The 13434-nt window shown below is 72.7% G+C and carries 6 protein-coding genes; 1 reads left to right on the top strand and 5 read right to left on the bottom strand.

What is annotated here, in order from left to right:
* The 4 genes from FIF60_RS20655 to FIF60_RS20640 all read right to left on the bottom strand — a co-directional run.
* The coding region (locus FIF60_RS20655; RefSeq protein ID WP_144300180.1) for a serine/threonine-protein kinase at positions 1 to 1009 on the bottom strand (1009 nt) is incomplete at its 3' end.
* Between the two features lie 67 nt (positions 1010 to 1076).
* Complete coding sequence (locus FIF60_RS20650) at positions 1077 to 4109, bottom strand: CHAT domain-containing tetratricopeptide repeat protein (RefSeq protein ID WP_144300179.1); 3033 nt, start codon at positions 4107 to 4109, stop codon at positions 1077 to 1079.
* Complete coding sequence (locus FIF60_RS20645; protein ID WP_158639330.1) at positions 4106 to 9763, bottom strand: two-partner secretion domain-containing protein; 5658 nt, start codon at positions 9761 to 9763, stop codon at positions 4106 to 4108. Before FIF60_RS20645 ends, FIF60_RS20650 begins: the two co-directional genes overlap by 4 nt.
* A gap of 108 nt (positions 9764 to 9871) precedes the next feature.
* Positions 9872 to 11596: a ShlB/FhaC/HecB family hemolysin secretion/activation protein gene (locus tag FIF60_RS20640; RefSeq protein WP_158639329.1), complete on the bottom strand. Its 1725-nt coding sequence runs from the start codon at positions 11594 to 11596 to the stop codon at positions 9872 to 9874.
* Between the two features lie 167 nt (positions 11597 to 11763).
* On the opposite strand from FIF60_RS20640, the gene FIF60_RS20635 reads away from it, so the two are divergent.
* Positions 11764 to 13197 (top strand): FAD-binding oxidoreductase, encoded by a 1434-nt coding sequence (locus tag FIF60_RS20635; protein ID WP_144300176.1) that lies wholly within the window; start codon positions 11764 to 11766, stop codon positions 13195 to 13197.
* Here the strand turns inward: FIF60_RS20635 and FIF60_RS21800 are convergent.
* Positions 13187 to 13434: hypothetical protein (locus FIF60_RS21800; protein WP_456305164.1), on the bottom strand; the 248-nt coding region annotated here is incomplete at its 5' end. The genes FIF60_RS20635 and FIF60_RS21800 overlap by 11 nt on opposite strands.

Below are 13434 nucleotides of genomic sequence, written 5' to 3'. Positions count from 1 at the left end.
CCGCCACGGCAGCGGCGACGAGCGCTCCGCCGCCGCCGAGGATCAGCCCGAGCGGCGCGCCCTTCCGCGCCGGTGCGGGCGGCTTCGGGGGCTCGGGCGCCGGCGGGCGGGTGGGCGGCGCGGCGCGGGAGACGACCGTCGCCTCGGTGTCCTCCGCCCCGCCCAGAAGCCCGAGCAGAGGATCGGGCGCGGCCCCTTCCCTCATCGCCTCCGCCAGGGCCTGCCGGAAGGCCGTCGCGGTCTCGAAACGCTCGCCCGGGCGCTTGGCCATCGCCCGCCGCACCACCGCATCGAGCGCCGCCGGAACCGAGCCCGCGATCTCCGACGGCCGGGGCGGGTCGACGTTCAGCACCTTGTGCATGATCGCGGTGAGGTTGCCCTCGAAGGGCTTGTCGCCGGTCAGCAGCTGGTAGAGCACCACGCCCGCAGAGTAGAGGTCCGTCCGCGCATCGACAGGCTCGCCGCGGAACTGCTCGGGCGACATGTAGGCAGGCGTGCCGAGCACCGTGCCAGCCTGCGTCATCGTCGAGCTCTCGATGCGCGCGATGCCGAAATCGGCGACCTTCACCTGGCCCGACCTCGTCAGCATCATGTTGGCCGGCTTGATGTCGCGGTGCACCACGCCCTTCTCGTGCGCGTGCGCGAGTGCGGCGAGAAGCTCGTCCATCACCCGCGCGACCTGCGGCAGGGGCAGGCGCTCGCCTGCGTCGAGGCGGTTCTTCAACGAACCGCCATCGACATGTTCCATCACGATGTAGGCAAGGTCGCCCTGCTCGCCGTAGTCGTACACCGCGACGATGTTGGGATGGGAGAGCCGCCCGGCCGCCTGGGCCTCGCGCTTGAACCGGGCGATTTCCTCCGCCGCCTCGGCGTCGTGTGCCTCGAGCTTGACGGTCTTGATCGCGACGATCCGGTCGATCACGGGGTCGCGGGCGCGCCACACCGTGCCTGCCGCGCCCTTGCCGATCGCCTTCTCGATCTCGTACTTGCCGAGCCGCTCGATCTCCATCCGGCACCCGTTGGAATTGCGTTCCTGCACCTATAGCGGCCCCGGCGCGGCCGCGGAAGCAGCGGCCTCAGCCGGCAGCCCGAAGCCCCGTCCCGCCATCGCCGACGAGCGCGAACCCCGCCCAGAAGAAGGGATGGGCGAACACCGCCGGCAGCCGCCCCGCGCCGGCATCGGCGATCATCGCCAGCTGCGCGGCGCGCAGCGCCTCGGCCGCGCGCGTGGTGCCAGAGGCGAGCCGCCGAAGCGTGTCGGCCACGAGCAGCGCGGACGCCGTATCGTCGACCGACCAGTGGGTGACGACGAGGCCGCGCGCACCGGCATAGAAGAAGGCACGCGCCAGGCCCGAGAGGCTCTCTCCCGCGAACTGTCCGCCTTCGCCGCCCGAGTTGCAGGCCGAGAGGATCGCGAGGTCCGCATCCATCGAGAGCCCGATGATCTCGCTCGCAGGCAGGAAGGCTGCAGCCGCGTTGCCGCCTGTCGGCGTCGAGGCAAGGATCGCGGGCTCGGCGAGGCAGCGGATCTCCGAGGGGAGCACCGCGTGCGCGGCGAAATGCACGATGCGGTACTCGGCAAGGCTGCGCGCGCGCACGGCGGCGGGCGTGAAGGCCGCGCCGGTGACGATGTCGCCCTCCGGCGCGCCGAGCAGCCTGCGCGCTGCCTCGATCTCCGCCCGCGTGCCGGGAAGCGGGCCGAGCCCGCGCACGGCGGCAGCATCCGTGTCACAGCGACCGGGGGGGAAGCTCGCCGCAACGGCCTGCTGCGTCGGCGGCACGAAATCGCCGAAGCCGAGATAGGCACGCGGCGCGCGCGATGCCGTCGCCCCCACGCGCAGGCTGACGAAGCTCTGCACCGAGGGCATGTGCGTGACCGCCATGCGGGCGACGAGCCAGGACGGCGCGCGGCCAGGCGCCGGCGGCTCCGTCGGCAGAAGGCCGAAGGGGAGGGAGAGAAGCGCGCCAGAGGGAACGACGACGAGCGCGCGTGCTGCGGCAATCCGCCCCGAGAGCGGGCCGAACAGGGCCTGCCACAGAGTATGCGCTGCCTCGCCGTCGAACTCCGGCAACCGGGGCGCGCCGCCTGGCGCGTCGAAGCGAAGCTCGGCCGAGGCGCGCACGCGGCCGACAAGTTCGCCGAGCGCTGCCTCTCCCGCGGCGATCCGGCCCGTTGCGATGCCGGCACGGTCGAGCAGGACCGTGTGGCCGCCGCGCTCGCCCGCGACGATGAGCGCGAGGGCCTCGCCTTCGCCGAGCCGCGCGCGCGCGGCCTCCGCCGTGGTCGCGCCGAGAACGAGCTGCCTGTAGCCCGGTGCGGCGGCCTGCACCTCCTCCTCCGCCGCGGCACGCACGCCCTGCGCGGAAGCGATCTCACGGTCGAGCACGGCGAGTGCTGTCGGCTCGCGGCCTTCATCTGCCGCGGCGTCGCGCTGCGCGTAGAGTGCGGCGAGCCGTTCCTCCGCATCCTGGAGCCTGCGGATCGCTGCACCGGCGGCACTTCCGCCGGCAGCGCCGAGCCGGGCCGTGGCCTGCGCGATCAGCCGCGCGGTGATGCCGCCGCGGATGAGCTGGGCGGCTGCGAACATCTCCTCTGCGAACGGCGCCGGGTCACGTGCCGCGGCCGCTTCCTCCGACAGCGTGTCGAGATAGGGCATCACGGCGTCGGCCGAGAGGCCGAGGCGGCGTTCACCGAGGATGCGCGCGCCTTCGCGGAACTGGGCGAGCGCTTCCCGAAGCTGCCCGGTGGCGGCAAGTGCCGCACCGGCACGGAACCGCGCGAGCGCGACGGGCCGTTCGTCGGGCACGGAGCGGGCGAACAGGCGCGCGCTTTCCGAGAACAGCACGGCCGCCCGTTCCTCATTCCCCGCACTCTTGGCCGCATCGCCTTCCGTTCGCGCGGCGCGGGCGGCGAGAACGGGGCTGTCCGTGGCGAAGGCGCTGGCGAGCGCGCGGGCTTCGCGCGACGCCTCCTCCGCCGCCACCGTCCGGCCAAGCCGTCGCAGCGTCACGGCATGGTAGCGGCGGGCCTCGATATAGGCCGCGAGGGCCTGCAGCGCGGCGGCATCGGCGAGCAGGGCACGGTCGGCCAGCGCGGGCTCGGCAAGGCCGACGGCGCCGCCCCGCGCGCGCGAGGCGCGGACGGTTTCCGGCACCTGCTCGCGCAGCGCCGCCTCGGCACGCAGGATCAGCCGTTCCGCCTCGCGATCGTTGCGTTGGTTGCCGGCATGCATGGCGCGGTAGTGCAGCAACCGCCCCGCCAGGAGCGGGTCCGGGCTCGAGGGTGCGAGCGCCTCGGCGCGGGCGAACAGCGCATCGGCCTCGAGGATGCGCCCCTGGTTCGAGAGCTGAAGCGCGAGCGCCATCGCAGCGCCGATGCTTCCCGGGTTCCCGGGGCCGAGCACCCGCTCGTGCAGCGCGAGGGCGGCGCGGTAGGCGTTCTCTGCCTCGGCGAAGTTCTCTGCCTGGTTCAGCGCGTTGCCGAGCCGCATCAGCTCCTCGAACTGGCTGATGTCGTTGGAGGAGAAGCTTTCCGTCGCGAGCCTCTGCGAGGCGAGCGCGAGCGCCGCCGACCGCGCCGAGCCCTGCGCGCCGGCCGGCGCGCTGCCAGTCACGACCGACGCTGCCGTCTCGATCGCCGGAAGGGCGGGCAGCACGCCATCGGCCATCACCGTCTCGCCGCCGACCCGTGCGAGAAGTGCGACATGCGGCCAGCCGCCGGAGCGGCGTGTGCAGTCGAACAGCCGCGCCTCCGCGCCGGTTCCGATCGTGGTCGGCCGTGCGGTGCCGCAGGCCGCGCGCTGGTCGAGACCGCGCCGCCAGGCCCCCGAGGCGGTGAGACCATCGAGATCGCCGGTGGTGGCGACGAGCAGCCGCGCGGCAGGCTGCTGCCACGCGCCGCAGAAGAGCTCGTACACCCGTGCGTCCTCCGGGTCGGCCTCACGGCGCCGGACGGGCTGCACCACGCAGCGCTCGCCGAGCACGTTCGCACCGGCCGGGCGCGCCGCTGCAGCGACAGGGCCGCGGCCGCCGGTGAGGTAGGCCTCGGGCGGGGGCACGTCGCAGCCCGCGAGCGCGGCGGCGAACACGATGACGGCGCGGCGGATCACTCCTCCTCTTCCGCCACGTCGCTGAGCGGCAGGTCGATCTCGCTGCCGCGCCGCTCGGCGACGATCGTCGGCAGCTCGCGCGGCTGCGGGTCGGTGTAGGTCACCGTCGTCGGCAGAGTGAAGCAGTTCGGGCTCGAGACCGGGCAGTTGTTCAGCCGGGCGAGGGCGGAGGGGTCGGTCGTACGCCCGAGGCTCGCGGCGTTCGCGCCGCACACGCCTGCGACGCAGCCCGAAAGGTCGGTCGAGCCGCCGAAGATGACGAGGCCGAGGCGGGCGACGTCGATCGTCCCCGTTGCGCTGCCGCGATCGAGCAGCAGGAACAGCGGCGAGGTCGGCGCGATGAGAGAGCTGCTCCCCAGGGCGAGTGTGTTGGCAGAACCTCCGGTGGGCAGCGGGAAGCTCTCGATCTGCGTGAACTGCGCGAGATCGGCGAGGCCCGCCTGGTCGGGACGGACGCGGGTGGCATCCGTCGGCTCGTTGCCGTTGCGGACGGAGATCACCACGGCCGGGCGGTTGCCTTCGGCGAGCGGAACGATGCGTGTCGACCCCTCGAAGGTGATGCTTCCGGTCGCTGCGAGCACGACGCGGTCGCTCGCCCGGAACTCGCCTGCCTGGATGGTGACGGGCGTCCCGGCGGACAGGGCGCGGAATTCGATGATCGGCGCGGCATACACATGATCGCCGGCCGTCAATGTGGTGCCGGAGACGACACGGATCCCCGCCGGCCCCGTGGTGGTGAGGTTCGCGGCGAGGGTGATCGGCCCGCCCTGCGTGTTCAGCGAAAGCACGCCTGCGCCGGCGTTCACCGGGCCGGCGACCGTGAGCGCCCCGGTCGAGGCGAAGGTGAAGCCGCCGCCGCCGGTGTTGGTCCAGCCCTCGAGGGTGCCGACACGGTTCGCCGCCCGCCCGAGCGTTGCTCCGCCGGTGGAGGTGCCAGACAGCGTTGCCGCCTCCACCGCGCCGGCTGCCCCCTCGGTGATCGCGCCGGCCACGGTCAGCAGGAGCGCGCCGGGCGTGGCCAGGCGCCCATCGATGGCAAGGTCCGTCGCTGTGCGCAGCGTCACCGTGCCGGCGCCGGCATTGGTCACATCGCCCGTCGAGGCGATCTCGTTGGCAGGATCGGCAAGGATGATGCCGCCCGTCGCGGAGGCTTCGAGCCGTCCCGCCTTCACCGGCGCGGACTGGGTGATCGTGCCGCCCGAGGAAAGGGCGAGCGTCCCGGCCGCTTCTGCAGGGCCGAGCAGCCGGAGCGGCAGCGTCGTCGCAAGCCGGACATCGCCTGACGATGCCGCGACCGCGCCGAACTCCCCGATGCTGTTGCCTGGGGCGTCGAGCACGAGGCCACCAGGTGCTTCCGCCGTGACCCGCGGTGCGGTGATCGGTGCGGCGGCCGCCTGGGTGATCGAAGCCGCTGCAAGATCGAGCGTGCCCGCTATTCCGATCGCACCCGTGATGTCGAGCCCGGTGGTTGTCGCGACGGTGAGGTCACCCGTGGCGTCCGACCAGCCTCCGATGCCGCCGATCGCGTTGCCGGCATTGGCGAGCACCGTACCACCGATGCTTCCGCCGGCGAGCGATGCGGCGGTGACGGAGGTTCCACCCTGCTGCGTGATCTCCCCGCCCGCGGTGAGAGAAAGCGGGCCTGCGAGGGTGATGTCACCGGCGATCTGGAGTGGGCCGGCGACGTGCATCGCGAAGCCGCCCGCTGCATCGGACCAGCCGCCGAATGTCGCGATCGCATGTGCGACCGAACCGAGATCGGCGCCGCCCGCGGCGCTGCCTGCGAGGCGCGCTGCGGCAAGGCTGGTGCCGGGATCGGCCGCGATCGCACCGCCCGCTTCGAGGGTGAGCACTCCTTGCGCGGAGATCGTGCCGGCAAGCGACAGCGGGCCGGTGACCGAGAGGGCCAGGTCGTCGGCGGTGGCTGAGAAGCTCGCGAGCTGCCCGATGGCATTGGCTGCGTCATCGAGCGCGAGCGTGCCTGCGGTTCCGGTAAGCCTCGCCGCCGTCACCACGCCCTGGGCGCTCTGCGTCACCGCCGTCTGCGCGGAGAGGGTGAGCGTGCCGGCACCGGCATCGACCGGAGCGTCGATCGCGATGCCGCCGCCGGAGGTGAGCGAGATGCCGGTTCCGGAAACCGTGCCCTCGATCGTGAGCGACGAGGTGCTGGCGATGGCGATGGCGCCGGTGCCGCGCGCGCCGTCCACCGTGGCGATGGTGTTCGCGCCGAGCCCGAGCGCGATCGGGCCATCCGCATCGACCTGCAGGCGCGATACGGCCAGGGAGGCCGACTGGCTCACGCCGGCCCCGGAGGTGAGTTCGAGCCGCCCCGCACGCCCTGTGAGATCGACGGGACCGGCGATCGCGATCGCGCCCGTGTCTGCCGAGCCGACGGAGAGGGTTCCGGCGCCTGCGTTGACGAAGCCGATGAAGCTGCCTGGCAGGACGAGCCCGCCGCCCGCACCGCCGAGCGTGACGGTCCTGCCCGAGGTCATCGGCCGGACAGCGATGGTACCGCCAGCAGCCGTCAGCGTTCCGGTGGCGGTGAGGGAATCGGCTTCGAGCGTGATCGTCCGACCGGCGCCTGCTGCGGCAGGGCCGAGCGAGACGGTCGGCGCCATGATCGAGAAGCCTCCCGCGGCGGAAGCGGAGCCGATGGACGCGGATGTGCCAGCCGTGACGCCAATGTCGCCGGCAGAGGAGGCGAGAGAGGCGGTGCTGACCGTCGCGCCTTCGATGGAGACGCCGGCAGCGCCAGAGACGGAGGCCGCCAGGCTGACCGCGCCGGAGGCCTCGATCACCGCCGCGCCGGTCGTCGCGGTGACGGGGGCGGCGAGGGTCGTCGTCACCGCAGCGCCGGTGCTCTCGAGCCAGACGGTGCTGCCCGAGACCGCGCCGGTGACGGCGAGGTCGGACGCGCTGAGCACGACGATCTGCCCCCCGGCGGCGGACGCACCCGCAAGCGTTCCGAAGGCGTTGGCGGCATGGTCGAGCGCCAGCCCGTCGCTTCCCGCGCTCACGGTCAGCGAGGTCGCGGTGATCCCTGCGCTTTGGGAGAGCTCGCCACCCGCCGTCATGCTCGCGGCGCCCGGAACGGTGACGGCGCCGCCGACGTCCAACGCGGTGGTTGTCCGGAACGCGAAGTCGCCGCCGCCCGCGCCGATGCTCGCGCCGGCCAGCCGGGGCACCGCGTTCGCGGCCGTCGCCAGCGCCACCGCCGAGCCCGCGCCGGTGACGGCGAGGCTGAGCGACGGTGCGGTGATCCTTCCGGCAGCATTCTGGGTGATGCTTCCCGCGGCGGTAAGGCTCGTCTGCGTTGCTGCAGACAGCGCTGCGCGGAGGTCGATCCCGCCTGAGACGGCCTGGATCGAGACCGCATCGGCCGAGGAGACCGCACCGTTGACGAGGAGCGCCGCGTCTCCCGGAACCTTGGCCGAGAGGCTGAAGGCACCGGTGCTCGTCGCCGACGTGCCGAGGCTCGTGATCGCATTCTCCGGATCGGTGAGGGTGACGCTCGTGCCACTCGCCGAGAGCCGCGATACCGAGAGCCGGCCCGCCTGCGTCACCGCGCCGCCGGCACGCAGGTCGAGGCCGGTTGCCTGCGGCGCCTCGATGGTCACCGCATCGGCGACGGTAATCGCACCCGTTCCGGTGCCGTTGCCGATCTGCAACGTGCCGGTTCCGGTGCTGACGCGGGCGATCACGGCATCGGTGATCGCGAGGCCGCCGCCGCCCGCACCGCCGAGCGACACGTCTGTGCCTGCGGTGAAGGGTGCGAAGGCGACGCGGCCGCCTGAGGCGGAGAGGTCGCCCGAAAGCGAAAGCGTATCGGCCGTCAGCGACAGCGTGCGCCCGGCCCCGACGGTCACCGCCCCGGTCGTCAGCGAGGGGGCCGAGAGAGAGACATCGCTCGGACCGGTGACGGCTGCGCCGAGCGTCATCGCGACGCTGCTCGCAAGCGTGATCGGCCCACCGCTGCTCGCGAGGCCCGTGACGAGCGGGAGCGCGTTGGCGGCATTGCCGAGCGCGATCCCCGCTGGCGCGCTCGCCTCAAGTGAGGCGACGGAGATGGCGCCCAGAGCGGACTGGGTGATCGTTTCGCCCGCTCCGGCCGAGAGCACAAGCCGGCCCGTCGCTGCTGTGATCGGTGCGTCGATCACGATGCCGCCGGCAGCGGTCAGGGTGAGCGTGTTGCTGCTGGTCCAGGTTACGGCGCCGGTCACGCTGATGCGACCCGTGCCGCCCTCTCCGTCGCCGGTGAGCAGACCGACATTGTTGATGGCCAGACCTGCCGCCAGACTGACCGGGTCGATCACGGCCGTTCCGGGCCCCGGGCCGATGATGAGGTCCTCGGGGTCGATCAGCCACGTTCCGGTGGCGCCCCGCGGGGCGGAGGTGTCGATGCTCACGCCGGCCAGACCGAGGGCACGCCGGCCCGATGTCTCGACGAAGCCCCCATCGCCTCCGTGCGGGCCGCCGCGGGCGGTGATCGTGCCATGCACGAACGCCGCATCATCTGCCCACACGACGACGCTTCCGCCGGGGCCGGCATCGGTCGCGTCGGCGCGGATCGTCGCACCCTGCGCGACCACGCTTCGCTCGGCGCGCGGCGTGGTGCCGCCGCCCTGGACGTCACCGCCGACACGGATGCGTCCTCCGCCCGTCGCCCCGGAGGCATCGAGGCGCGCGCCCTGCGCCACGGTCGCCTGGCGGCCTGTGACGGTGATCTCGCCGCCGCGTGCGGTGGAGGAGGCGACGTCGATCGTGCCGCTCACGCGTGCCTCGCCGTCGCGGGCCGCGACCGTGACCCGACCGCCCTCACGTGCGGCCACCGTGCCACCGGCTTCGACCAGCCCCTGCACCAGCGCGCTCGCTGCTTCCGCCGTGATCAGCACCGTCCCGCCCTCTGCGGCGATCGTTCCGGTGTTGGAGGCCGCAGGCCTGCCCGTCACCGTGCTCGGGCGGTTCACCTCGATCGAGAGCAGCCCGTCGCCGTGCAGGTCGAGCGCATAGGTCTCCGCCCCGCCGATCACGACGCGGCCGAGCCGCGCCTCGATTGTTCCGCGGTTCGCTGCCTCGGGTGCCACGAGCGCCGCGAGCCCACCCTGGGCGACGGTGATTCGCCCCTCGTTGACCACGCGGGCGCCGGGCCTGGCGGGCTGGTCGAACTGCATCCTCCCGGCCATGAAGTTTTCGTTCGAGATGCCGGCGGCGGACGCGACGATTGAGGCGGCATCGACCCGCGCGGTCGGCGTGAACACCACGCCTGACTGGTTGACGATCGCGACCTGGCCGTTGGCCGAGATGCGGCCCGCGATCACCGACGCATCGGGTCCGGTGACGCGGTTCAGCGCGATGGCAGACGCGTTCGGCTGCTGGAACTGCACATGCCCGCCCTGGCCCACGGAGAAGCTCTGCCAGTCGATGGCCGCGCGCTGCGTGGTCTGGGTGATGCGGAGCTGGTCGGGCGAGGGGGCGGCGATGGTGGCGGAGCCGCCGACGACCTGCCCGCCGCGCGGCATCACCGGTGGTGCCTGCGCAGCTGCCTGTCTCGGCGCGATCCCGGCCGCGGCGATGGAGGCGAGCAGCAGGGCGCGCACCGATGTTCCGCCGCCGATCCGCCTCAGCACGCTGCCCGTTGTGCCCAGCGCCATGTCCTCCCGGCTGCCTGATTGCCCCATGCCACGCCGCCTGTGCGGCTCGCTGGCAGGAAACCATTCCGGCCCTGCCGGTGCAAGGAAACCACGCATCAGGGTCCAGCCCTAGAAGCGCAGGAGCAGCGTCCAATACCCGGCCCAGCGCTTCAGTTCCTCGTCCTCGTCCTGCGTGCGCTGCGGGTCACGCTGCAGGCGCCTCGCCGCCTCGAAAGCGAACTGGACGGAATCGGTCAGCGTCACGCGCACGCCGCCGCCGAAGGAGGAGATGCGCCGGTTGAGGTCGTCGTTCAGGCGCTCGAAGGTCTGACCGTAGTCGTAGAAGCCGTAGAACTGGTAGCCGATCGGCCGCGTCGCATCGGGAAGCGAGGCGTGGGCGAGGCTGGTGAACTGAAGCTCCACGCTTGCCCCGAAGGCGCTGTCGCCGGTGATCTCGCCGTTGTAGTAGCCTCTGCCGAAGCGCACCCCGCCGAGGAAGTACTTCTCGGAGGGCGGCAGCACGTCCCGCGTCCACTGGAACCCGGCAGTGCCGAGAAGCGAGATGGAGCTCGCCTCGCCGAAGGCGACCAGCGTCTGGTTGCGCGAGACCTCGCCTGTGATCTTGAAAAAGTCCACCCGGCTGCCCTGCCGGCCGGGGATCGGGTTGCTGTTCTCCTTTGCGCCGAAGCCGCGCAGCCCCTGCGTCACGCGCACGGAGGCCGTGTTCGTCGCCGGCCGCGCGCTTCCGGCGAAGGTGTCACGGGCGATGCCGTCGAGCCCGAGACGCACCATCCTGAGCTGGTCGTCGCTCACCCGCTCCTGCGCATCGGCGGGCCCCGTCTCGATCTTGTTGTCGTATGCGTCGAACAGCGCGAGCGCGTAGAGGCTGTAGGGGCGGCGGCGGATCAGCGGATAGGAGAGCGAGGCGCCGAACACCCGCGTCGTGCCGGCATAGCCGAGGCGGCGAAGCTCGAGCAGGGGCTTCGAATCGCCGCCGCCGACATAGGCGCGGAGCTTCAGGCCGGAGGCGCCGAGGAATGTCTCGAACGCGCCCTGGGCGAAGCGGAGCGACGCGCCCGAGGCAGTGTAGCCGAGCACCTCCACGCGTTCGCCGAGAGAGGTGAAGCTGTTGGCGCCGAACACGCCGATCACCTGCTCGGGGCCGGCGAAGATCGGGGCACGGTTGTCGGCGTTGAGGAAGCCGTCGAACGCAGCGCGGCTCACCTGTGCCACCAGCTGCAGCGCGCCTGGCTCGCCGGTTCCCGGCCGAAGCACCGCGCGCACCGCGACGCCGGGAATGTCTTGCACGAGCAGGAGCTGCCGCTCGAGCGAGGCGATGTCGATCGGCCGAAGCGCCGTCAACGGGCGGAGGAAGCGCAGCACCTGCACGCCGGCGGGGCCGATGTCGCCGTCGAGAAGCACCTCGCTGATATGCCCCTCCGTCACTGCGAGCATGAGCGTGGCACCCGCGGGGCCTGGGGCGAGCTCGGCGCGCACGGCCGAGAACACGTAGCCCTGCTCGCGATAGAGGGCGAGGAGCCGGTCACGCGCAGAGACGATGTGCGCGACGGGCACTTCGGGTCCCGTGAGCCCTTCGAGGAACGGGGAGAGGCGGGACGCCGGAAACACCGTCGCCCCGGTGACGGCGGCGGTGGCGACCGAGACGGCGCCCTGCGGCGCGGCGCCCGCTTCTGCAGGCAGGCCAGGTGCCGGCTCGGGGGCGACCGTGGGGAGCTGCGGCTGCGGCAGCATCCGGGGCACGGGCGTGCCGGGGGGCGCTGCCAGCGGCGCCTGGGCGGAAGCGGGCGAGGCCACGAGACCGGCGAGGGCTCCGGCCAGCGACAGGCGCAGCATCCACGCTCGCGGTTCCGATGCGCGCAGCATCCCTCTCCATGCCGCGTCCGGCACACCCGCCCGGCGCGGCGTGACACCCGGTTCCCGGCTCCCGGCGCGCAGTGTGGCGTCGCCGGAGCCTCCGGCCTAGCATCGAATGCTTGCCGCCAACACCAGTGGACGCCGCCATGGCCGCCGCCGCCCCTGTCACGCCGCTCGATCCTGCGCGCCGCGATGCCGTTCTCGCCGCGCTCGCCCCACGATTTGGCGCCCGTCTCTCGACCGCCGCCGCGATTCGCGACCAGCACGGGCGGGACGAGTCCTGGCACGCCTCGGCGCCGCCCGATGCGGTGGTGTTCGCCGAGAGCGTCGAGGATGTGCAGGCCGTCATCCGCGCCTGCGCCGAGCACCGCGTGCCCGTCATCCCGTTCGGAACCGGCACGAGCCTCGAGGGCCATGTCGCGGCCCTGCGCGGCGGCATCTCGCTCGATGTCTCGCGCATGAACCGCATCCTCCGCCTGTCGCCCGAGGACATGGACGTGACGGTCGAGCCAGGCGTGACGCGCAAGCAGCTCAACGCCCATCTGCGCGACACCGGCCTGTTCTTCCCGATCGACCCGGGCGCTGATGCCTCGCTCGGCGGCATGGCCTCGACGCGCGCCTCGGGCACCAACGCGGTGCGCTACGGCACGATGCGCGAGGCCGTGCTCGGCCTCGAGGTGGTTCTCGCCGACGGGCGGCTCATCCGAACGGCCCGGCGGGCCCGGAAATCCGCCTCCGGCTACGACCTGACGCGCCTCTTCGTCGGCGCCGAGGGCACGCTCGGCGTGATCGTCTCCGTCACGCTCCGCCTGCACGGCGTGCCCGAGCGGATCGCCTCCGCCGTCTGCTCGTTCCCCGACATGAAGGCTGCCGTCTCGACCGTCATCGACACGATCCAGGCGCAGGTGCCGCTCGCGCGGATCGAGTTGCTCGACGAGGTGCAGATGGACGCCTGCAACCGCTACTCCAAGCTCTCTTACCCAGTGGCGCCGACGCTGTTCCTCGAATTCCACGGCACCGACGCCGCCGTGGAGGAGCAGATCGCCACGGTCGGTGCGATCGCAGATCATCACGGCGGCGGATCGTTCGCCTTCGCGCATGCGGCGGAGGATCGTTCGCGGCTCTGGCAGGCCCGCCACGAAGCGTACTACGCCGCGCTCGCGCTTCGCCCCGGCTGCAAGGGCTGGCCGACGGATGCCTGCGTGCCGATCTCGCGACTCGCCGAGTGCGTTCTTGAGACCAAGGCCGACCTCGCCGAGCATGGGCTGCTTGCTCCGCTCGTAGGCCATGCGGGCGACGGCAACTTCCATCTCGTCTTCCTTGTCGACCCGGACAACCCAGACGAGATGGCCGCGGCGGCCGCGGCGAATGATCGGCTCGTGATGCGGGCGTTGGCGATGGACGGCACCTGCTCGGGCGAGCATGGCATCGGCTACGGCAAGATGCCCTTCCTCGTCGCCGAGCATGGCGAGGCGCTCGAGGTGATGCGGGCGGTCAAGCGCGCGCTCGACCCCGATGACATCATGAACCCCGGCAAGATCGTCGCGACGTCGGGCGCCGCCTGGCCGTTCAACGCCTGACGGGATCGGGCCGGGGAAGGGCGGCGAGCGCCTCGCGGGCGCCGCGCGCGAGGCCCTGGTCACCCGCCCTCGCTCCGGCCGCCTCGGCCGCGGCGAGCCAGCTGCGCGCATCGCGGAGATTGCCTTCCGCTGCGGCGCTTCGGCCAGCACGAAGCCAGAGATCGCCAGCGCCGGCGGTATCGCCCGCGCCCTGGGCCGCCTCCGCGCCGAGCGCGAGCGAGCGCGCCATGCCGTGAT

This window comes from Elioraea rosea (assembly GCF_007644105.1).
Classification (GTDB): Bacteria; Pseudomonadota; Alphaproteobacteria; order Acetobacterales; family Acetobacteraceae; genus Elioraea_A; species Elioraea_A rosea.
The sequence above is the reverse complement of the archived record's forward strand: the minus strand, read 5'-3'. Positions and strand labels throughout refer to the sequence as shown.